The organism is Streptomyces spinosisporus (genome assembly GCF_022698145.1).
GTDB classification, from domain to species: domain Bacteria; phylum Actinomycetota; class Actinomycetes; order Streptomycetales; family Streptomycetaceae; genus Streptomyces; species Streptomyces spinosisporus.
The window spans coordinates 1-20,837 of sequence record NZ_JALDAX010000023.1; the positions used below are offsets into that span (position 1 = coordinate 1).

Here is a 20,837-nt window from a genome sequence, read left to right on the forward strand (position 1 = left end):
TGGGTTTGGGGGGGTGGGGTTGGGTGGTCGGGGGAGCGGTGTTGGTGGGCGGTGGGGTTGGGCGGTTCGGGGAGGTGGTGTTGGTGGTTGGTGGCGCCGGGTGGTCGGGGGAGCGGAGTTGGTGGTCGGCGGGATCGGCCGCGATCCGGGCGAGCGGTCGGTGGTCGTCGGGACTGGCCGATCGGCCGAGCGGGGTGTCGGTGGTCAGCGGGACCGGTCGGCCTGGGGGAGCGGAGTTGGTGGTTGGCGGGTCCGGTCGGCCCGGGCCTTCGGTGGGCGCCGGGTGCGGTTGGTTCGGGGTGGGTGTTGACGGTCAGTGGGACCGACCGCGGTCCGGGCAGGCGGTTGTCGGTGGTCGCCAGGACCGGTCGGCCTGGGGGAGCGGAGTTGGCGGTCGGTGGGATCGGCCGCGATCCGGAGGAGCGGGTGTCGGTGGTTGGCGGGACCCGTCGGCCTGGGGGAGCGGCGTTGGTGGTCGCCTGGACCGGTCGGCCTGGGGGAGCTGCGTTGCCTGGTCGGCGGGACCGGTCGGCCTGGGGGGCTGGTGTCGGTGGTCGTCGGCTGCGGCTGGTTTGGGGTGGGTGTTGACGGTCAGTGGGATCGGCCGCGGCTCGGGCTGGCGGGTGTCCGCGGTTGCCAGGTCCGGTCGACCGCGGGCGCGTTGGCGGTTTCGGCCGGATCGGCGGGCGAGTGCGGGCGGTCCGGGGCAGGTGTCGGTGGCTGGCGGGTGCGGCCGGCCGGGGGTGGGTGTTGGCGGTCGGCATGACCAGCAGGTTCCGGAACAGCGGTTGTAGGCGGTCAGCGGGATTGGCCGGCCCCGGAGCCGAGTCGGGCGTCAGCGCGATCGGCTCGGGCCAGCCGAGTTGGGCGTCAGCGGGATTGGCGGCCCCGGGAGTAGCCGCGCTGGTCAGCCGGAGTGGCCCGGGCCCGCTGCTGGGGTCTTGCCGGAGAGGACGTCCTTGAGGCGCTGGGTGCCCTTGGTCGCCGCCTGGTCGGTGGACTGTTGCTCGTCGCCTTCGAGGCCGCCTGCGGTGACGGTGATGGCGTCCTCGCCGACGCGTACGACGGCGACGTCGAGGGTGAGCGTGGTGGCCTCGCCGTTCGTGTCGCCCTGCACCACCACCCGCAGATCCTGCCGGGCGTCGCCCACGGCGGGCACCGACCCCTCGGTGACCTCGACGGTCCGCTTGGCGCCCTTGGAGTCGGTCACGGTGAACCGGTCGCACTTGACCGGCAGCGTCTTGAGCCAGGCCAGGGACGAGTTCAGCTGCCCGGAGTCGTAGGAGGCCACCTGGTAGAGGAGGCGGGAGTCGCCCTGTTCGAACCCTCTGAGCGCGGATGCGCCGGACGGCTTGCCCAGCAGTTGGTCGGAGTAGAGCGCGTCGAGGAACTTCTGGCAGTCGGCGGCGTCCGCCTTGGCGGTCAGGAAGTCGGCGACGTCGACCTTGCCGATCAGGAGGGTGTCATGCCACTTGGAGGCGTCCTTGACCTGGTTCCAGTGGTCCTCGATGTCCTCCTCGGTGATCAGCGCGGACCGGGCCCCGGCCTCGGTGAGCCGGGACGGGGCGGAGGTGGCGGGTGAGGACGCGGGGGAGGAGGCAGGCGAGGACGCGGGCGAGGTGGTGGGCGACGACGTGGGCGTCTGTGCCGCCAGCGGTGAGGCGGCGACGTCCGAGGCCCCGGAACCCGAGCCGCCGCCCTCCCCGTCGCCGGAACAGGCCGCGGTGGTCAGCAGCGCGGCCGTGGCCAGCGCGGACGCGACCACACGAGCGGTGGAGGCACCCACCGGGGCCTTGAGGTATCGGGGCAGGGACGGGTGTCGGGACATGGTGGACGCCTCCAGGGAAACCGCGACGGACAGGGGGGGGCTCTGTTCAGCGCACCACCGGCGACACCGGCCCACCAGCGCACCCGGTCCGTTCGGGGGAGTGCCCCGAGGGCCGACGTAGAACTCGAACGCCCCGCCCGGCATGCCCGCACCCCCGCCCGCGGTGACACTGGCCCCATGCCGACGCGTGCCAAGGAGTGACCGTGCTGCCCGGATTCCTCGCCAGGGCGGTCGAGTTGCTGCTCGGCCGGCCGGGCCGTTCGCTGCATCTGAAGGCGGCGGGTGCGGCCACGGCCGTCCTCGGGGTGGTGATGCTGCTCGGCGCCTGGGCCGTCGTCGCCGCCGAACACGACGCACCGCGCGCCAATCTGAAGACGTATCCCCAGGCTCTGTGGTGGTCGATCGAGACGGCCACGACCGTCGGCTACGGCGACTTCTTCCCCGTGACCCTCGGCGGCCGCGTCGTCGGGGCCGTCGTGATGATCGTCGGGATCACCACGTACGGCATGGTCACCGCGGCCCTGGCGACCTGGTTCGTCGGCCGGGAGCAACGCCGCCGCCACCATCTCGCCCACCACGCCGAGGAGTTGGGCGAAGAGACGGTCCGTGCGTTGCACGAGCGCTTCGACCGGCTGGAGCGAATGGTGGGCGGCGAAGGCGGCAGTGGTGGCCGCGAGCAACCCCCACAGCGCCACTGACCACCGGCCTGTGCCCCCACTCACGACCGACCAACGCCCCGCTGACTACCGACCAGTACCCCGCCCTGTGACCCGTGTGACCTCTGAGATACGGTCCCTCCCGGGTCCGCAAGCACCCGCAGCGTGCGGACCGTCACAGGCGGTGGCGAAGGGCGGCGGAGGCATGGAGTTCCACCTGGTCGACGGTGGCGAAGGCGACGGAGGGCACGCGACGCCGGACGGCACACGACTGGAGGACCTGGCGCCGGAGCCGCTGCTGACCCGGGACTACGAGACCCGCCCCGAACTCGTCTACGAGCGGCTGCGCGAACGGCACGGCCCTGTCGCACCGGTCGACCTGCTGGGCGTGCCCGCCTGGCTGGTCCTCGGCTACCGCGAGTCGCTCCAGATCCTCCAGGACGACGCCGCCTGGCCCAAGGGTCTGGAGAACTGGCGGGCCCGTTCCGAGGGCCGAGTCCCCGCCGACTGGCCGCTCGGCCCCTCCCTGGAGGTCAACCATGTGCTGATCCAGGGCGGCCCGGGCTACCGTTCCCTGCGCGGCGCGTGGGACATGGCCCTGCGGCCGTTCCAGGACCCGCGCAACCCGCAGGCCAAGCAGCTCAGAGCGGCCGTCACCGGCTACGCCGACGAGCTGATCACGCTGCTCGCGCAGGGCGGACGTACGGGTGTGGCCGACCTGTCGGCGCAGTTCTCCCGGCCGCTGCCGCTGATGGCCGCGAGCCATCTGCTCGGCTTTCCCGGCTCCCAGGGCGACGACGCCCTGATGGACATGTGGCGGGTGCTGGACGCGGGACCCGACGCCGAGCCCGCTCTCGAACGTCTGCTGGTCACGCTCACCGAGCTGGCCGCCGCCAAGACCGAGAAGCCCGGCGACGACTTCCCCTCCCACCTGCTGGCCGCCCACCCGGACCTGTCCGTGGACGCGCTGGCCCGGGAGCTGTTCATGCTGCTCGGCATGGTCTCCGACCACGTCGGCATCCTCATCTCCAACACCGTCGTCGAGGTGATCGCCGGGGAGAGCGACGGCGGAGTGCGCACCGCCCTGTCCGCCGGGATGATCCGGGAGACCATGAACCGGGTGGTCATGCGCAAGCCGCCCCTGGTGAACTTCGTGCCGAGGTTCGCCGCCGAGGACTCCCCGCTCGGCAACCACACCATCCGGGCGGGCGACCCCGTGTGGGTCTCGGCCGCCGCCGCGCACGCCGACCCCCTCTTCGCCACCCGTACAACATCGGGCGCGGACGTCAGCACCCGGGCGCATCTGTCGTGGGGCGCGGGGCCCCGCCAGTGCCCGGCCCGCGAGCTGGCGTCGAGCATCGCGTCGGCGGGCGTGCGCCGCGTCTTCGAACGGTTCGGGCATCTGGAACTCGCCCTCCCGGTCGACCAACTGCCGTGGCGCTCCTCGCCGTTCATGCGGGGACTGCGGTCGCTGCCGGTGCGCTACGAGCTGGTCGGGCCGGTACCGCAGCTGGCACCACCGAGCGTGCCGGACGTGCCGGACGCATCTCACGCATCGGACGCGTTGGACGCACCCGCCGTGGCGGACCGGCAGTCGGCCCGGCGGCGGTCCTCGCTGTGGCGCTACCTGACCGGGCTGATCAGGTCGAACACCTGACCACGTAGGCTGGCGGGACCGTCGCCGTCCCCCACCGGAAGCAGGTCATGTCCACCGCCCCCGCGCCCCTCCCGACCACCCCCGACCTGCCCAGCGGCTCCGCCGACATCCGGCTGATCGTCACCGACATGGACGGCACGCTCCTGGACGACGCGAAGCGGATTCCGCCGGGACTGTGGGAGACGCTGGCCGAACTGCGCCGCCGCGGGGTGCTGTTCAGCCCGGCGAGCGGACGCCAGTACGCCACGCTGGCACGGGAGTTCGCGGACGTGGCCGAGGGCATGGTGTTCATCGCCGAGAACGGCACCTATGTGGTGCGCGACGGCGTGGAGCTGAGCTCGGACCCGCTGGATCCCGAGGTCGCCGCCCGCATCGTGCGGGCCGTGCGCGGACTGGTCGCCGACGGGGTCGACGTGGGCGCCGTCGTCTGCGGCAAGCGCTCCGCCTATGTCGAGCGCTCCGACGAGCCGTTCCTCGCCGAGGTGCGCAAGTACTACGTCGAACATCGCGTCGTCGAGGACGCCACCGCGCTCGACGACGACGTCATCAAGGTCGCCCTCTTCGACTTCGGCTCCGCCGCGCACACCACCGCCCCCGCCCTGGCGCCCTTCTCCGCCACCCACCAGGTCGTCGTCTCCGGCGAACACTGGGTCGACGTCATGAACCGCACCGCCGACAAGGGCGCCGCCCTGCGCCGGCTGCAGACCGAGCTGGGCATCACCCCCGCCCAGACCATGGTGTTCGGGGACTACCTCAACGACCTGGAGATGCTCGACGCCGCCGAGTGGTCGTTCGCCATGGCCAACGCCCACCCCGACGTCATCGCCCGCGCCCGCCACCTCGCCCCGTCCAACAACGACAACGGCGTACTGCGCACGATCAGACGGGTGCTGGGCCTGCGGGCCTGACACACGGCGGGCCGCCGTGGGCCTCACCAGCGGCTCTGGCGCCCCGGTCGCTCCCGGCTGTTCAATGGGGCTGGACATCCGGCCAACGGGGCTGGACGTCCCGCACGTGGGCATCCCCCACCGGAGAGGAGCCGCCGTGTCTCCCGCCGCCGTGCCGCCGGTCGGGGCGCGCATCCGCCAGGCGCGCACCGCCAAAGGCGTGAGCCTGCGCGCCCTCGCCCGGGACGTCGGTGTCTCCGCGAGTCTGGTGTCGCAGATCGAGACCGGTAAGAGCCAGCCGTCGGTGAGCACCCTCTACGCCATCACGACGGCGCTCGGCATCTCCCTGGAGTCGCTCTTCGATGCCGCGGAGAGCACCGCCGCCCCACCGCTCGCCGCCGCCTCCTCGGCTGCCGCGGCACCTGGACCCGTCCTGCACGCCCTGGCCGCCTTCGCCGCAGATCCAGGCCGTCGTATCGGCCCGGTGGTCACGCCCGGGGAGCGGGAGGTGCTGGAGTTGGACTCGGGGGTGGTGTGGGAGCGCCTCGGGCACGTGCCCGGCACAGATGTCGACTTCCTCCAGGTGACCTACCGGCCCGGCGGTGCCTCCTCCGGCTCGGGCGGTCTGATGCGGCACGCGGGCACCGAGTACGGCTGTCTGACCTCGGGCGAGCTGATCCTCACGCTCGGCTTCGAGGAGTACACACTGCGCCCCGGCGACGCGGTGTGCTTCGAGTCGACGACCCCGCACCGCTACCGCAACGATGGAGAGGAACCGGCCGTCGGAATCTGGTTCGTGTTCAGTGACACTTGACACTCGTGCCGCATGGTCGTTCACTCCGAAGTGGGGGTGGTCGTCATGGCGATCCGTACCTACGGCCCCAATGCCGTCGACTGGGAAGAGCGCATCGACCTGGACCGGCTGCGCCGACAGCGGCTGGCCCGGCTCAACGACTCACTGAACCGCTCGTCGCTCGGCGCCGTGCTGAGCTTCGACTTCGCCAACATCCGCTACATGACCGCCACGCACATCGGCACCTGGGCGATGGACAAGCTGATCCGCTTCGCCCTGCTCGTGCGCGGCGGCGAACCGGTGGTCTGGGACTTCGGCTCCGCCGCCCGCCACCACCAGATCTACAACCCCTGGCTGGACTACAGCGACGGCAAGGACGGCCCGCCCACCGGCGCCCGCGCCGGGATCTCCACCCTGCGCGGCGCCTTCCACCCGAACGCCGGGATCGCCGAGGACGTCGCCCGCAAGATCGCCGCCGAACTGCGCGAACACGGCCTCGCGAACGAACCCCTCGGCATCGACGTCGCCGAAATGCCCGTCCTCGCCGCACTGCGCGCCGAGGGCATCGACGTCGTCGACGGCCAGCAGGTCTTCCTGGAGGCCCGCCGCACCAAGACCCGCGACGAGATCTCCCTGCTCACCCAGGCCTGCGCGATGGTCGACGCCGCCTACGAGGAGCTGTACGGGTACCTGCGCCCCGGGGTCCGCGAGAACGAGTGCGTAGGCCTGGTCAGCAAGGTGCTGTACGACCTCGGCAGCGAATACGTCGAAGGCGTCAACGCCATCTCCGGCGAACGCTGTTCACCCCACCCGCACGTCTACAGCGACCGCCTGATCCGCCCCGGCGACCCCGCCTTCTTCGACATCCTGCACAGCCACCTCGGCTACCGCACCTGCTACTACCGCACCTTCGCCGTCGGCAGCGCCTCCCGCGCCCAGCGCGACGCCTACGTCCGCTGCCGCGAGTACATGGACCAGGCCATCGCCCTCGTCCGCCCCGGCGCCACCACCGCCGACATCGTCCAAGTGTGGCCGCGCGCCGAGGAGTTCGGCTTCGCCGACGAGACGGCCGCCTTCGCCCTGCAGTACGGACACGGGGTCGGCCTGTCGATCTGGGAGAAGCCGATCTTCAGCCGGCTGGTCTCCCTCGACCACCCCGAAGTCCTCGAAGAGGGCATGGTGTTCGCCCTGGAGACCTACTGGCCGGCCGCCGACGGCTGGTCCGCGGCCCGGATCGAGGAGGAGCTGGTCGTCACCACCGACGGTTGCGAGGTCATCACCAAGTTCCCGGCCGAGGAACTGCTCGTCGCGGGCCGCAAGTACTGGACCGTCGGCGGCGAGCTCAACACCCGCCGCGAGTCCCAGTCCCACCTCAACACCCGGGCCGACGGGGGTGCTTGATGACCGACCGCGACGAATCCCGTGACGAACTGCGCGATGAACTCCTCGCCCTGTACGAGCAGATGGCCGTCATCCGCCGTACGGAGAAGGCCGCCCACGACCTGTTCATGTCCGGCCTGGTCAAGGGCACCACCCATCTCGCGGCCGGCCACGAGGCGATCGCCGTCGGCGCGAGCGCCGCCCTGCGCGACGACGACTACGTCTTCGCCACCTACCGCGGCCACCACCACGCCATGGCCCGCGGCGCCACCCCCGAGGAGTGCCTCGCCGAACTCATGAGCCGCGCAACGGGGTTGTGCCGGGCCAAGGGCGGCTCCATGCACCTCACCAAGGCCTCCGGCCACATGCTCGGCTCCTACGCCATCGTCGGCGCCCACCTTCCGATGGCGGTCGGCGCCGCCTGGTCGGCCCGGCTGCGCGGCACCGGACAGATCGCCGTCGCCTTCTTCGGCGACGGCGCCACCAACATCGGCGCCTTCCACGAGTCGCTCAACCTGGCCGCCGTATGGAAGCTGCCGGTGCTGTTCGTCTGCGAGAACAACCTGTACATGGAGTACACGCCCATCGCCGACGTCACCGCCGTCGCCCGCCCCGCGGCCGACCGCGCCCCCTCCTACGGCATCCCGGGCGAGGTCGTCGACGGCAACGACGTCGTCGCCGTCCGGGACGCCGTGGCCGCGCTGGCCCGACGGGCCCGGGCCGGAGAAGGGCCCGCCCTGCTGGAGGCCGAGACCTACCGCCACTTCGGGCACAGCCGCGCCGACCCGGCCACCTACCGCCCGGCCGAGGAGGTCGAACGCTGGCTCAAGCACGACCCGTTGGACCTCGCGCGCGGCCGGCTCGCCGAACTGGGCGTGCCCGAGGAGACGCTCACGGCGGCCGACGAGCGCGCCCGTGACGCCGTAGAGGAAGCGGTCGACGCGGCGAAGAACGCGCCACCGCCCGATCCGGCCGAGGCGCTGACCGACGTATGGGCGGACGGAGGTGCGGCATGGCGGACGTGACGACGGACCGTGACGTGATCAGCTACCGGGACGCGGTCGCCGAGGGCATCGCCCGCGAGATGCGGCGCGACGCCACCGTCGTATGCCTGGGTGAGGACATCGGCGAGGCCGGCGGGGTGTTCAAGACGACCGTCGGGCTGTTCAAGGAGTTCGGGCCCGAGCGGGTGTGGGACACGCCCATCTCCGAACAGGCCATCGTGGGCGCGGCGATGGGCGCCGCCATGACCGGGATGCGCCCGGTCGCCGAGATCATGTTCTCCGACTTCCTGGCCTGTTGCTGGGACTACCTCGCCAACGAGATCCCCAAGGTCCGCTATATGACGGGCGGTCAGGTCACCGTTCCGCTCGTCGTGCGGACCGCCAACGGTGGCGGGCTCGGCTTCGGCGCCCAGCACTCGCAGTCCACCGAGAACTGGGCGCTCACCGTCCCCGGCCTGAAGATCGCCGCACCCGCCACCCCCGCCGACGTCATCGGCATGATGGCGGCGGCCGTCCGCAGCGACGACCCCGTCGTCTTCTTCGAGCACAAGGGGCTGCTGGCCAGCAAGGGCGCCCCGCCGCCGCCCGGCCATGTCGTCGAACTGGGCCGCGCAGCCGTCGTCCGCGAGGGCGCCGACGTGACGCTGGTGGCGCTCGCCGCCATGGTGCCGATGGCGCTGCGGGCCGCCGAGCGGCTCGCCGAGGAGGGCATCGACGCGGAGGTCGTGGACCTGCGCTGCCTCGTCCCCCTGGACACCGCCACCGTCCTCGCCTCCCTGGCGAAGACCTCACGGCTCGTGACCGTCGAGGAGAACCCGTACCAGGGCGGCTGGGGCGCCACCCTCGTCTCGGTCGTCGCCGACGAGGGGTTCGCTCTCCTCGACGCGCCCGTGCGCCGGGTCGCGGGGGAGTGCGTGCCGCTGCCGTTCGCCGACGCGCTCGAGGAACGGGTCATCCCCACCGTCGACAAGCTCGTGGCGGCCGTCCGCAGTCTCGCCGCGTATTGAGCACCCCGTACTGAACACCCCGTACCGAACACCCCTGAGGAGGAAGCGCGATGACCGATCGGATCCTGCTTCGCGCGGGGCACGTGATCTCCATGGACGCCTCCGTCGGGGACCTGCCGAGGGGTGACGTCCTCATCGAGGACGGGAAGATCGCCGCCGTGCAGCCGGAGATCAGCGCCGACGCCGAGGTCCTCGACATGACCGGGCGCATCGTGATCCCCGGCTTCGTCGACACCCACCGCCACACCTGGGAGGCCTCCATCAGGGGCGTCGCCCCCGACGCCACGCTCGACGACTACTTCGTCGACATCCTCGACACCTTCGCCCCGCTGTACACCCCCGAGGACGTGTACGCGGCCAACCTGGCCGGCGCACTGGAGTGCCTCAACGCCGGCATCACGACGCTCGTCGACTGGTCCCACATCAACAACACGCCCGCACACCCGGACGCGGCGATCCAGGCACTCACCGAGTCCGGCATCCGCGCCCAGTACGCCTACGGCAGCGCCAACACCTCCCTCGCCGACTACTGGTTCGAGAGCAAGATCGCGATCCCCGGTGACGACGTGCGCCGCATCCGCGACACGTACTTCGCCTCCGACGACGGCCTGCTGACCATGGCCCTCGCCACCCGCGGCCCCGGCTTCTGCCTGGGCGACGTCGTCACCTCCGAGTGGGCGCTCGCCCGCGAACTGGACATCCCGATCACCGTGCATGTGGCGATGGGCCGGCTCGCCGGCCGCTTCGGCATGGTCAAGCAACTCAGCGACCTGGGGCTCCTGGGCCCGGACACCACCTACGTCCACTGCTGCTATCTGAGCGAGGACGAGTGGCGGATGGTCGCCGACAGCGGCGGCACGGTGTCCGTCGCACCGCAGGTCGAGACCCAGATGGGACACGGCTGGCCGCCCGTGATGAAGGCCATCGAGTACGGACTGCGGCCCTCGCTCAGCATCGACGTCGTCACCACCGTGCCCGGCGACATGTTCACCCAGATCCGCGCGGCCTTCGGCGCCGAGCGGGCCCGGGTCAACGCCGACTGCTGGAAGGCCAACATGCCTGTTCCGGACACCATGTTGACGGCCCGTCGGATGCTGGAGATCGCGACGGCGAACGGCGCGCATGTCGCGGGACTGGAGCACCGCACCGGTTCCCTGACCCCCGGCAAGCGCGCCGACGTCGTCGCCCTCGACGCCACCGCGCTCAACGTGGCCCCGGTGCACGACGCGGCCTCCGCGGTCACGCTGTGCGCGGACGTGTCCAACGTCGAGACGGTCGTCGTCGACGGCGTGATCCACAAGCGCGACGGGAAGCTGACGGGCGACGTCGCGCGCCCGGCGGCTCGTCGAGGAGTCCCGCGACCGGCTCCTGGCGGCGAAGGAGGCGAAGCAGACGGCATGACCCGGCATCTGGTGCGGCGGGCCGCCGAGGTGCCCGAGCCGCCGTACGACACACACGGCCACCGGCGCCGGACACTGGTCGGCGAGGACGACGGCAGCGTGCACACCGGCTTCGGCCTGTGCCAACTGCGCTCGGACGGACGGGTATTGGCGCATGTGCACTCCTACGAGGAGAGCTTCCACATCCTCGACGGCGCCGTCGTCCTCGACGTGCCGGACGGCTCGTACCTCCTGGAGGAGGGCGACTACGGCATCCTCCCGACGGGCGTGCCCCACGCCTGGCGCGGCTCCGGCGACACGGCCGCGCGCTGGGCGGACATGCTGGCGCCCGTGCCGCGGGCGCGCTACGACCACGACACGCAGCGGGTGTCCGACCTGCCGGAGCGCGACCCCGTACGTATCGACGTGCGCGATCCGCGCACCCGCCGCTTCGGCCACTTCGAGCCCGCCCAGATGGACCCGGGCAAACAGTCCCAGGACCTGCTGGCCGTCTCGGCGAGCATGCGCACCGCACTGCTCGTCTACAGCGGCATCACGGTCAAGATGATGGTCGACAGCGATCTCGGCGCGGTCGCCTCGACGATGTTCATGGTGCAGTACGCACCCGACGGGGTCGCCGGCACCCACGACCACCCCTTCGAGGAGACGTACTACTTCCTCGAAGGGGAGGCGGACGCCGTCTTCGACGGCGAGCGCTACCGCCTCGGACCCGGCGACTGCGCCTGGGCGGGCGCCGGTTGTGTGCACGGCTTCGCCAACGCCGGTCAGGGACCGCTGCGTTGGCTGGAGACACAGGCACCGCAGCCGCCGCCGCGCCACTCGTACCGGTTCACCCGGGACTGGGACTATCTGAGGGAGGCCCTGGAGTCATGAGCAGCGTCCTGGTCGTCGGCGGCACGTCGGGCATCGGCCGCGAGTTCGCCCGCGTCCGCGCGGAACGGGGCGACGAGGTCGTCCTCACCGGCCGTGACCCCGACCGCGCCGACGCCGTCGCCAAGGAGATCGGCGCCCGCGGCCTCGCCCTCGACCTGTCCCGCCCGCACGACCTCGCGGACGGCCTCGCGGACGTGGGACGCGTCGACCATCTCGTCCTCGCGGGCATCTCGCGCGACGAGAACCGCGCCACCGAATACGACATCGGCGCCGCGCTGCGCCTCGTGACCCTCAAACTCGTCGGCTACACCGAGGTCGTGCACTGTCTGCGGCCGCGCATGCCCGACGACGGCGCGATCGTCCTGTTCGGCGGCCAGGCCAAGGAGCGCCCCTACCCCGGCGCGACGACGGTGGCGACGGTCAACGCGGGCGTACGGGGCCTGGTGAACACCCTCGCGGTCGAACTCGCCCCGATCCGCGTCAACGCCGTCCACCCCGGGGTCGTCGGTGACAGCCCCCACTGGCGCGACAAGCCCGAGGAGGTGCTGGCCGGACTCCGCGCGAAAACACCGACCGGACGGCTGGCCACCATGGCGGACGTCGTGGACGCGGTGGACTTCCTGCTGCGCAACAGGTCGGTCAACGCGGTGGAGTTGAGTGTGGACGGGGGGTGGCTGCTGGGGTGAGTCGCCACTCACCCAGGAGAACCGTCGACGTGAGCGGATCGACGTGAGTCGTCATGCCGCCCGGCGCCGGCTCTCCTCGACCACGTCCTTGTCGAGTGCGGCGCGCACCAACGCGGCGGCCAGTACGGCCGGTTCGGTGTCACCCGCCAGCCGTATCCGGTCGGAGTCCTTCGGCAGGCCCAGCCGGGCCGCACCGTCGAGGGCCTTGCGGTCCAGGTACGGTGCGACCTCCGGCCAGACCCGCTGGACCTCGCGCAGGAAGATGTCGGCGCCGGCCGGGCCCAGGCCCGGGACCTGCTGGAGCAGATCGCGCAGTCGGCCGGTGTCGCCGTCCGCCTCCTTGCGCATACGGCGCAGATCACCGCCCCAGCGCTCGGTCAACAGCTCGGCGCCGTCACCGAGTTGAGTGGCCGTGCGCTCGTCGTAGCGCCGGTAGCCGCCCCGGCCGAGGGCGTCCACGCGCTGCTGCCAGTCCGCCCCGGCCATCCGGCGCGGGTCGCGCAGCCCCGCCGCGTACAGCTCACGGGCGGTGGCCACGGCGACGGACCCGCGGATGCGGGCGCTGAGCAGCAGCGCGAGGACCAGCAGCCGGTACAGCGGCTGGGGCGTGTCCCTGAGCGTGATGCCCGCCTCCTCGGCGAACGTCCGCCCGTGCGAGCCGACGAGCGCCCGCACCACGTCCTTGTGGCCGGTCACGGCTTGAGGGGGTCGTGGCCGATCGTCATCAGCCGGTGCCGGCGCTCGGAGTCCTCGGCAACGGGCTCGTCCGCCACGTCCGCCTGATCCTCCACCGTGTCCACCACCTGGTACATCACCCGGATGTCCTCGTCGGTGAGGTCGGTGCGCCGCTTCTGCAGGATGGCGAGAACGTGCTGTCCGGTCGGCGTACCCGCCCGGTCCGGCAGCGGTTCGAAGCTCTCGGTGGCGTCACTGACCCGCAGCCAGGCGGCCAGTTCCTGCGACGTCATGTTGACCGCGCGGTGGAAGTCCTCCCACAGCGCGTCCAGTTCGAGGGCGTCGGTCATCGCGCACCCCTCTCCACGGCGGCTCAGTTGTCCCGGGGCCAGTTCTCCGCGTCGAACATCCACCGCTGCTTCTCCAGCTCGGCGGTGATGGAGATCAGCAGGTCCTGGGTGACCGGGTCCGCCTCGTCGGTCGCGGCGATGCGCTCGCGCAGCCGCCCGATCGCGGCCTCCAGGGCGTCCACGATCACCTGGACGACCTCGGTGTCCTTCAGCCAGCCGTCCTTCGGGCCGGGCAGCGTGCAGGTCGCCGCGATGGTCTCGGGCCGGCCGTCGGGCGGCAGGCCGAGCGCGGCGGAGCGCTCCGCCACCGTGTCCGAGAAGGTGCGTGCCGTGCTGACCACCTCGTCGAGCTGGAGATGGATCGACCGGAACCGCGGGCCGACGATGTTCCAGTGCGCCTGCTTCCCGATCAGCGAAAGTCCGAGAAGATCCACGAGAGTGCTCTGCAGGGCCTGGCCGACGACCTTCTGCGCCGATTCCGGAAGCGTGCTCTTCACGACAGACATGGGGTTCCTCTCCTCTTGGCGTAATGTCCCCAGTGCCCAGGTCGGACCGGTGCAAACACCGTCCCGGTACGCCCGGATTCGTCTCAGCCAGTGAGCACGCCGTCCAGGAAGCGGATCAGATCGGCGAAGGCCTCCGCCTTGTTCGTCTCGTTGAACACCTCGTGCCGGGCACCGTCGTAGACCCGCTCGGTGAGGTGGCCGCCGTCCAGCTGCTCGACGCCGATCCGGCTCCCGGCCAGGGGCACGATCCGGTCGTCCGCGCCGTGCAGCCACAGCAGCGGGAGCCGGCCGATGTCGCCGATCTCGGTGATCGTCTCGAGCATCCGGGCGAACGCCACGACGGTCGGCCGCTTCATCGGACCGTGCCAGACCAGCGGATCGGCGGCATAGGCGGCGCCGACCGCCGGGTCCCGGGAGAGCGCGGAGGGACTGATGGGTGTGTCGGGGATCTCGTCGAGCGCCAGCAGCCGCCCCGGCAGCTCCCAGGCGCCGATCACCGGTCCCGACAGCACGAGCGCGGCGAGTTCGTCGCCGTGGCGCTGGGCGTAGCGGGCGGCGATCAGGCCTCCCATGGAGTGCCCGATCAGGACGAGCGGTACCCCCGGATGCGTGCGGCGGGCCAGGTCGGCGACGGCGTGGACGTCGTCGACGACCTCCTCGAAGTCCTCGATCAGCACCCGCTCGCCGGCCGAGGCGCCGTGCCCCATGTGGTCGGGGCCGAACACGGCCGCGCCGTGTGCGGTCAGCACACCGGCCAGTTCCTCGTACCGCCCGACGTGCTCGCCGTACCCGTGCACCACCAGCGCGACGTACCGCGGCTGCTCCGGGGGCCACTCGCGTGCGGTGATCGTGCCCCGGGTGCCGGTCAGCACGTGCTCGCGGGCCTCGGCCATGTCTCCTCCAGCGGTCGGTGAACGGTGCTGCCTGTGGTGGCCAACAGGCGAGACGGTACTGACCGGACCGTATGTCTGCACATACCATCGGTCTCCGCATGGACACGATGACGCTCTGGCACATATCCGGCTGGGAGTTCGCCGCCCTCGCCTTCGCGGCTCTCCTCGTCGGCTTCTCCAAGACGGCCGTGAGCGGGGCGAACACGGTGAGCCTCGCCATCTTCGCGGCGGTCCTGCCGGCCCGCGCCTCCACCGGCGTACTGCTGCCCGTCCTGATCGTCGGCGACGTCCTCGCCGTCCTCACCTACCGCCGGCACGCCCACTGGCCGACCCTGTGGCGGCTGTTCCCGGCGGTCGCCGCGGGCGTGGTCGTGGGCACGCTCTTCCTGGTGTGGGCCGACGACGCGGTCGTACGCATCTCGATCGGCGCGATCCTGCTGCTGATGGCGGGCGTGACGATCTGGCGGCGGCGTACGGCGAAGGCCGAGGACGAGGACGAACCGGACTCCGTGGCCACCCGCTCCGGCCGCATCAAGGCCCGCTCCTACGGCGTCCTCGGCGGCTTCACCACGATGGTCGCCAACGCGGGCGGCCCGGTGATGTCGATGTATCTGCTCTCGGCGGGTTTCCGCAAGCTCGGCTTCCTCGGCACGTCGGCGTTCTTCTTCCTGATCGTGAACGTCTCGAAGGTGCCCTTCAGCGCCGGGCTCGGCCTGATCGACGGGCACTCGCTGCTCCTCGACGCCGCGCTCGCCGTGTTCGTCGTCCCCGGCGCGTTCATCGGGAAGTGGGCCGTCGACCGCATCAACCAGCGCCTTTTCGAACAGCTCGTGATCGCGGCGACGATCGTGGGCGGCCTGCAGCTGCTGCTGCGCTGAGCCCCGCGAGAGGGTGTCGCGGGGGCGGGAATGCGGCGGGGGGTCGCCGCGTTACAGCCACTGTGATTGACATGCTCGGATCAGTGATCCAGGGCGTGGGCGAAGGGAGGACCTCATGGCACGCAGCACCGCGCGTCCCGTCATCAGGCTGAAGTCGACGGCCGGCACCGGTGTCACCTATGTGACCCGCAAGAACCGCCGGAACAACCCCGACCGACTGGTCCTGCGCAAGTACGACCCGGTGGCCGGCGAGCACGTCGCGTTCCGCGAGGAGCGCTGAACGAACCAGCGCCGCCCGGCACCCAGGGCACCGAGGAGGTAACCCCATGAAGCCCCGCATCCACCCCGACACCCGCCTCGTGGTCTTCCGCGACCGCGCCGCGAACGCCGCGTTCCTGACCCGCTCCACCGCCGACTCGTCGAAGACGATCGAGTGGGAGGACGGGAACACGTACCCGCTCATCGACGTGGAGATCTCGTCGGCGAGCCACCCCTTCTACACCGGCAAGTCGCGGGTCCTGGACACCGCCGGCCGCGTGGAGCTCTTCGAGCGCCGCTACGGCCGCACCGCGACCCGTCACCAGGAGAGCTGAACCATGAAGGTGCGCAATTCCCTGCGCTCGCTGAAGGCCAAGCCCGGGGCCCAGGTGGTCCGCCGCCGCGGCAGGGTCTTCGTCATCAACAAGAAGGACCCGCGCTTCAAGGCCCGCCAGGGCTGACGCGCCAGGCAGCTGACGAGCAAGGCGAAGGGCGGCCTCCCGACAGGAGGCGCCCTTCGCCATGTCACCCTCGGCGGCATTGTTCAGGGGGCGATCCCGACCCCGTCGATCTTGCTCCACTTCTTCTCCTGCGCCGCCGACATGGCGGGCCACTGCAGCCCGCCCGGCCGCGGCCGGATGCGCGAGGCGTAGGGGGAGGGGTGGAAGCCGGGCTCGTAGAAACAGCCCGTGCCGTACGTCCGGTCGAAGGCGCCGCACGAGTCCGCGAGCGACTGGGGCGTCGGCTTGTGGCCGGTGCGCACCCAACTGTCCAGCGCCGCGATCGAGTTGGCGTACTCGGAGTTGCTCAGCTGGCTGTGCTCGTGCTCGTCGGTGAAGGACTGCACCAGATAGCGGTCCCGGTGCGCGCCCTGAAGCGTCGCCCGGTAGGCCGCCTCGTGTTCCACGAACGCCGTCGGATCGTCGATCGCGTGCATCGTGAGCACCGGGATGGACACCTTGCCGGTGAGATCGCTGTCGTAGGACAGATCGCGTACGGCGGTCGGGTCGGCGGAGAACCGCTCGACACCGGCGTTCAGCGCCTTGTCGTCATGCGAACCGGAGTACCACACGCCCTCGTTGGAGAACGGGTTACGACCGCCGAGCCGGTCGTGCACGATGTCACGGAACGTGAAGGTCGCGAACCGCAGATGCGACTCCAGCGTGCGCTCGGGGATACGCGTGACGGCCAGGATGTCGTCGAGGTTGCGCTGCTGCAGCGCGGTGCGCTCCTCGGGGGCCGAGGCGTAACCGGTGCACTCCTGCAGCCGGGCGCGCAGCCCCGCGCTCGTCATCGTCGACCCGGCCCGCAGCCCCTCCCAGAGCGGGTACTGCACCTCGGTCGGGCGGGGATGGTTGTGGCAGTAGTACTGGTAGACCACGCGCAGGTCCACGCGGTAGTCGTACCCCCGCGAACCGCCGCCCAGGACACCGCTGGTGAGCAGCGCACCGTCGTAGGGACCGTTCTTCTTCCCGTACGTCTCGACGACCTTCGCGGCGACGTCACCGCCCCAGGACTGACCGTGCACATACGTCCGCTCCGGCTTGCCGAACCGCTCGACGAACAGCCGGCGCACGTTCTCGGTGTCCTCGGCGCCCATCCGCGTGCCGTAACCGCCCCTGCGGTACGACGAACCCGCCCAGGCATACCCCTCGTCCACCATCACCGACCAGCGGGCCAGGTCGTCCACACTGCGCTGCGGGTCCGAGGTGGCGCCGAGGTCGGGGCCGCCGTGCGCGTGCACGACGAGGGAGCCGTTCCAGTCCTTGGGGACGGCGATCGCGTAGTACGCGCCGTTGGCGTCCTGGCCGGTGTAACACGTTGCCTTGTCGGCCAGTTCGGCCGGGCAGGCGGCGACCGACGGCGGCGGCGCGGTCGCCTGTGCGGGAGGCGCTCCGGCCAGGGCGGTGGAGACCGTGGCCGCCAGGACGGCCAGTACTCCCGTACGCCGGCGGCGGCTCGCCGCGCGGATCAGTGCGCGCGTTCTCGATCTGTCCAAGACGCTGCTCCTCGTCCTCGTCGGCGCGTCGTCGCGCCGTCGGCGGCGATGCTAAGGAGCGGGGGCGGCCGGGAACCATGCTCTGACCGTTGTGTTCATAGTGTTCGGCGGCGCGGCGGCCCTCGGACGGCGCCGTGGCGGGCCCTGCGCTCTCCCTCTGGACGGCGACCTCGTACGCTCGCCCCATGTCCCCCCACGTCCTGATCCTCGGCGGCACCGCCGAGGCCCGTGAACTGGCCGCCGCGCTCGCGGCACGCCCCGGCGTGCACGTCACGACCTCCCTCGCGGGACGCGTGAGCCGGCCGGGCGCCCTGGCGGGGGACGTACGCGTCGGAGGCTTCGGTGGAGTGCGGGGGCTCGCGGACTGGCTGCGCGAACAGCGCGTGGACGTGCTCGTCGACGCCACGCATCCCTTCGCGGCCGGGATCACCGCGAACGCGGTACAGGCCGCGGCGGCGAGCGGTGTCCCGGCCGTCGTGCTGCGCCGCCCGGGCTGGCGGCCGGGCCCCGGCGACCACTGGCACCTGGTCCCGTCGCTCGCCGCGGCCGCGGACCTGCTGCCGCACCTCGGCTCCCGGGCATTCCTGACCACCGGCCGCCTCGGCCTGGCGTCCTTCGCCCATCTGACGGACCAGCACTTCGTCGTACGCTCGGTCGAACCTCCCGAACCGCCGCTGCCACCGCACACCGAAGTACTGCTCGCCCGCGGGCCGTTCACGGTGACGGACGAGACGGCACTGCTGCGCGAGCACCTCATCGACGTACTGGTGACGAAGGACAGCGGGGGTTCCGCTACGGCCGCCAAACTCACGGCAGCGCGCCAACTCGGGCTGCCTGTGGTGATGGTGGAGCGGCCGGTGCTGCCGGATGGGGTGAGTGTGGTGCCGGATGTGGCGGGGGTGCTGACGCTGTTGGAGGGTCAACTGCCGTAACAGCTCGTCCCGTTGCTCTCAGTTAACCCCCACCGCCGCCGGTTCCGGCTGTCGTTGGGGGCAGGCCGTGGGTGAGGTTGTTGGCGTCAGCCAACCCCCACCGCCGCCGGTTCCGGCTGTCGTTGGGGCAGGCCGGTGGAGAGGTCCTCGACCAGGAGGCGTTTGGCGATCGTGTCGACGGCGGCGCGGAGGTCGGTGCCCGGTGGGCGGCCGAAGTCCTGTTGGACGCGGTCCTCCAGCCAGGTGCCCCACGCCCGGCCGATGACCGCCGCCTCGCGTGCGCCCGCCTCCGTGTGGGAGAGGAGAGAGCCGTCACGTGTCAGATATCCCTCCTCGACCATGCGGTCGAAGACCGGGAGCAGCACCTCGGGCGGCATGTGTCTGCGGGCCGCGATCAGACCGAGCCCGGCGTGGCCGACCAGCCGGGTGAGGAGTTCGACCTGCATCACGGCCCAGGCGCCCGCGATGTCCAGCCGGGTGTCGCTCCCCGCCATGATCCGGCGCGCGGTGTTCAGATCCGTACCGGCGATGATCTTCCCCACGGCCGCCTCCAGCAGCCGTTGCGAGTCCGCGCCGCGCGGTGAGGCGAACCCCTCGCCCAGGTCGGTCGACCCCTGCCGCGCACTGTCGCGCAGCTCGACCTGCTTGAGGAACAGCGAGACCACGAAACCGACGGCCGCGACCGGCACGGTCCACAGGAAGACGGTCTGCAGCGTGTCGGCGTAGGCGTCGATGATCGGTGCCGCGACACCGGACGGCAGCCGGTGCACCCCCTCCGGGCTGGTCGCCGCCCTGGCGAGCGTCCCCGGGTCCACCCCGCCGCCCCGCGCGGCCGCGGCGATCCCGTCGGACAGGTTCGGCTTGAGCGCGTTGGTGTAGATCGTGCCGAACACCGCGGTGCCGAACGAACTGCCCAGCGTACGGAAGAAGGTGACACCGGAGGTCGCGGTGCCGAGGTCGGCGTAGTCGACGGTGTTCTGCACGGCGATCGTCAGGACCTGCATGCACAGCCCGATGCCGGTGCCGAGCACGAACATGTACAGCGACTCCAGCCACGCCCCGGTCTGCGGCCCCATCAGGGACATCAGATACAGGCCGAGCCCCATCACCAGGGACCCGGCGACGGGGAAGTACCGGTACTGGCCGGTCTTGCTGACCACGTTCCCGCTGAACACGGACGCGATCAGCAGCCCGACCACCATCGGCAGCGTCCGCACCCCGGAGATCGTGGCCGAGTCGCCGTCGACGTACTGCAGATAGCTCGGCAGATAGGTCATCGCGCCGAGCATCGCGAACCCCACGATGAAGCTGAGGATCGAGCAGACCGTGAACACCGGGTTGGAGAACAGCCGCATGGGCAGCATCGGTTCGCTCGCCCGCGTCTCCACCCAGCAGAACAGCCCGAGCGCGAGCGCACCGCCGGCGAACAGTCCGATGATGACGCCCGAACCCCATGCGTACTCGTTGCCGCCCCAACTCGTCGCCAGGATCACCGCACTCGCGCCGACCGCGACGAGCGCGATGCCCAGATAGTCGATGACGGGCCGGGACGCCGACTTCACCACCGGAATCGTGCGGGCGGCCGCCGCGACGACGACGATCGCGATCGGGACGTTGATGTAGAACGCCCACCGCCAGGTCAGATGGTCGGTGAACACCCCGCCGAGCAGCGGCCCGACGACCGTCGCCACCCCGAACACCGCGCCGATCGCGCCCTGGTACTTGCCGCGCTCCCGCAGCGGGATCACATCGGCGATCAGCGCCATCGCCGTCACCATCAGACCGCCGGCGCCGATGCCCTGCATCGCCCGCCACGCGATCAGCAGCGACATGTTCGTGGCCAGACCGCACAGGAACGAGCCGGTGATGAACACGACCGCCGAGACCTGGAAGACCACCTTGCGGCCGAACAGGTCGCCGAACTTGCCGACCAGCACGGTCGAGACGGTCTCTGCGAGCAGATACGCCGTCACCACCCACGACATGTGCTCGGCACCGCCCAGGTCCGACACGATCGTCGGCAGAGCCGTCCCCACGATCGTCTGGTCGAGGGCCGCGAGCAGCACTCCGAGCATGATCGTCACGAAGACGACGTTGCGCCGGCGCGCATCCAGCACGGGCGGCTGAGGGGCTGCGGCGGGCGGGGCGGAGTCCTCGGCGACGGTCACGAGGTCA

At 71.4% G+C, this 20,837-nt stretch carries 21 protein-coding genes and 1 pseudogene; 15 read left to right on the forward strand and 7 right to left on the reverse strand.

What is annotated here, in order from left to right; genetic code table 11:
• Positions 1-907: 907 nt before the first annotated feature.
• Positions 908-1,828 (reverse strand): hypothetical protein, encoded by a 921-nt coding sequence (locus tag MQN93_RS38395; protein WP_242713123.1) that lies wholly within the window; start codon positions 1,826-1,828, stop codon positions 908-910.
• Between the two features lie 203 nt (positions 1,829-2,031).
• Between MQN93_RS38395 and MQN93_RS38400 the strand changes: the two genes are divergently transcribed.
• The 10 genes and pseudogenes from MQN93_RS38400 (at position 2,032) to MQN93_RS38445 (ending at position 12,171) form a co-directional block, all read left to right on the forward strand.
• A complete protein-coding gene (locus MQN93_RS38400) occupies positions 2,032-2,526 on the forward strand; it encodes a potassium channel family protein (RefSeq protein ID WP_016431247.1) in 495 nt (164 codons plus the stop codon).
• Between the two features lie 163 nt (positions 2,527-2,689).
• On the forward strand, positions 2,690-4,141 hold the full coding sequence (locus tag MQN93_RS38405) for a cytochrome P450 family protein (RefSeq protein WP_242713124.1): 1,452 nt from the start codon (positions 2,690-2,692) through the stop codon (positions 4,139-4,141).
• Positions 4,142-4,188: 47 nt separating this feature from the next.
• Complete coding sequence (locus MQN93_RS38410; protein ID WP_242713125.1) at positions 4,189-5,049, forward strand: Cof-type HAD-IIB family hydrolase; 861 nt, start codon at positions 4,189-4,191, stop codon at positions 5,047-5,049.
• 136 nt (positions 5,050-5,185) lie between these two features.
• Positions 5,186-5,842 (forward strand): helix-turn-helix domain-containing protein, encoded by a 657-nt coding sequence (locus MQN93_RS38415; protein WP_016431244.1) that lies wholly within the window; start codon positions 5,186-5,188, stop codon positions 5,840-5,842.
• A gap of 45 nt (positions 5,843-5,887) precedes the next feature.
• Entirely contained in the window at positions 5,888-7,222 is a 1,335-nt protein-coding gene (locus MQN93_RS38420; protein ID WP_242713194.1) for a M24 family metallopeptidase, read from the forward strand.
• Positions 7,222-8,226: a thiamine pyrophosphate-dependent dehydrogenase E1 component subunit alpha gene (locus MQN93_RS38425; RefSeq protein ID WP_242713126.1), complete on the forward strand. Its 1,005-nt coding sequence runs from the start codon at positions 7,222-7,224 to the stop codon at positions 8,224-8,226. Before MQN93_RS38420 ends, MQN93_RS38425 begins: the two co-directional genes overlap by 1 nt.
• The gene (locus MQN93_RS38430; RefSeq protein ID WP_016431241.1) at positions 8,214-9,212 is read left to right on the forward strand and encodes an alpha-ketoacid dehydrogenase subunit beta; all 999 of its coding nucleotides are present in this window, start codon (positions 8,214-8,216) and stop codon (positions 9,210-9,212) included. The genes MQN93_RS38425 and MQN93_RS38430 overlap by 13 nt, the downstream gene beginning before the upstream one ends.
• A 50-nt stretch (positions 9,213-9,262) precedes the next feature.
• Positions 9,263-10,613: pseudogene (locus MQN93_RS38435) on the forward strand (amidohydrolase family protein).
• Positions 10,610-11,485 carry a cupin domain-containing protein gene (locus MQN93_RS38440; RefSeq protein ID WP_242713127.1) on the forward strand — a complete coding sequence of 292 codons (876 nt, stop codon included), beginning with the start codon at positions 10,610-10,612 and terminating at the stop codon, positions 11,483-11,485. The pseudogene MQN93_RS38435 and the gene MQN93_RS38440 overlap by 4 nt, the downstream one beginning before the upstream one ends.
• Complete coding sequence (locus tag MQN93_RS38445; protein ID WP_242713128.1) at positions 11,482-12,171, forward strand: SDR family NAD(P)-dependent oxidoreductase; 690 nt, start codon at positions 11,482-11,484, stop codon at positions 12,169-12,171. The genes MQN93_RS38440 and MQN93_RS38445 overlap by 4 nt, the downstream gene beginning before the upstream one ends.
• Positions 12,172-12,222: 51 nt before the next feature.
• Here MQN93_RS38445 and MQN93_RS38450 read toward each other — a convergent pair whose 3' ends face one another.
• The 4 genes from MQN93_RS38450 to MQN93_RS38465 all read right to left on the reverse strand — a co-directional run bounded on the left by MQN93_RS38450 (position 12,223) and on the right by MQN93_RS38465 (position 14,595).
• Positions 12,223-12,867, reverse strand: coding sequence for an HhH-GDP family DNA glycosylase (locus MQN93_RS38450; RefSeq protein ID WP_242713129.1), 645 nt, complete (start codon positions 12,865-12,867; stop codon positions 12,223-12,225).
• On the reverse strand, positions 12,864-13,196 hold the full coding sequence (locus MQN93_RS38455) for a DUF3140 domain-containing protein (RefSeq protein ID WP_016431236.1): 333 nt from the start codon (positions 13,194-13,196) through the stop codon (positions 12,864-12,866). Before MQN93_RS38455 ends, MQN93_RS38450 begins: the two co-directional genes overlap by 4 nt.
• Before the next feature lie 23 nt (positions 13,197-13,219).
• On the reverse strand, positions 13,220-13,702 hold the full coding sequence (locus MQN93_RS38460) for a Dps family protein (protein ID WP_016431235.1): 483 nt from the start codon (positions 13,700-13,702) through the stop codon (positions 13,220-13,222).
• Positions 13,703-13,785: 83 nt separating this feature from the next.
• Positions 13,786-14,595, reverse strand: a complete 810-nt coding sequence (locus MQN93_RS38465; protein ID WP_242713130.1) for an alpha/beta hydrolase — start codon at positions 14,593-14,595, stop codon at positions 13,786-13,788.
• A gap of 98 nt (positions 14,596-14,693) precedes the next feature.
• On the opposite strand from MQN93_RS38465, the gene MQN93_RS38470 reads away from it, so the two are divergent.
• The 4 genes from MQN93_RS38470 (at position 14,694) to ykgO (ending at position 16,192) form a co-directional block, all read left to right on the forward strand.
• Positions 14,694-15,473 carry a sulfite exporter TauE/SafE family protein gene (locus MQN93_RS38470; protein WP_016431233.1) on the forward strand — a complete coding sequence of 260 codons (780 nt, stop codon included), beginning with the start codon at positions 14,694-14,696 and terminating at the stop codon, positions 15,471-15,473.
• 115 nt (positions 15,474-15,588) lie between these two features.
• A complete protein-coding gene (gene rpmG, locus MQN93_RS38475) occupies positions 15,589-15,753 on the forward strand; it encodes a 50S ribosomal protein L33 (RefSeq protein ID WP_128801299.1) in 165 nt (54 codons plus the stop codon).
• 46 nt (positions 15,754-15,799) lie between these two features.
• Entirely contained in the window at positions 15,800-16,066 is a 267-nt protein-coding gene (locus tag MQN93_RS38480) for a type B 50S ribosomal protein L31 (protein WP_016431231.1), read from the forward strand.
• A gap of 3 nt (positions 16,067-16,069) precedes the next feature.
• Positions 16,070-16,192, forward strand: coding sequence for a type B 50S ribosomal protein L36 (gene ykgO, locus MQN93_RS38485; RefSeq protein ID WP_016431230.1), 123 nt, complete (start codon positions 16,070-16,072; stop codon positions 16,190-16,192).
• Positions 16,193-16,275: 83 nt separating this feature from the next.
• Here ykgO and MQN93_RS38490 read toward each other — a convergent pair whose 3' ends face one another.
• Positions 16,276-17,730 carry an alpha/beta hydrolase gene (locus MQN93_RS38490; RefSeq protein ID WP_242713131.1) on the reverse strand — a complete coding sequence of 485 codons (1,455 nt, stop codon included), beginning with the start codon at positions 17,728-17,730 and terminating at the stop codon, positions 16,276-16,278.
• Between the two features lie 185 nt (positions 17,731-17,915).
• Between MQN93_RS38490 and MQN93_RS38495 the strand changes: the two genes are divergently transcribed.
• Positions 17,916-18,662 (forward strand): cobalt-precorrin-6A reductase, encoded by a 747-nt coding sequence (locus MQN93_RS38495; protein WP_242713132.1) that lies wholly within the window; start codon positions 17,916-17,918, stop codon positions 18,660-18,662.
• Positions 18,663-18,748: 86 nt separating this feature from the next.
• On the opposite strand, the gene MQN93_RS38500 is transcribed toward MQN93_RS38495, so the two are convergent.
• Positions 18,749-20,830 carry an MDR family MFS transporter gene (locus MQN93_RS38500; protein ID WP_242713133.1) on the reverse strand — a complete coding sequence of 694 codons (2,082 nt, stop codon included), beginning with the start codon at positions 20,828-20,830 and terminating at the stop codon, positions 18,749-18,751.
• Between the last annotated feature and the right edge of the window lie 7 nt (positions 20,831-20,837).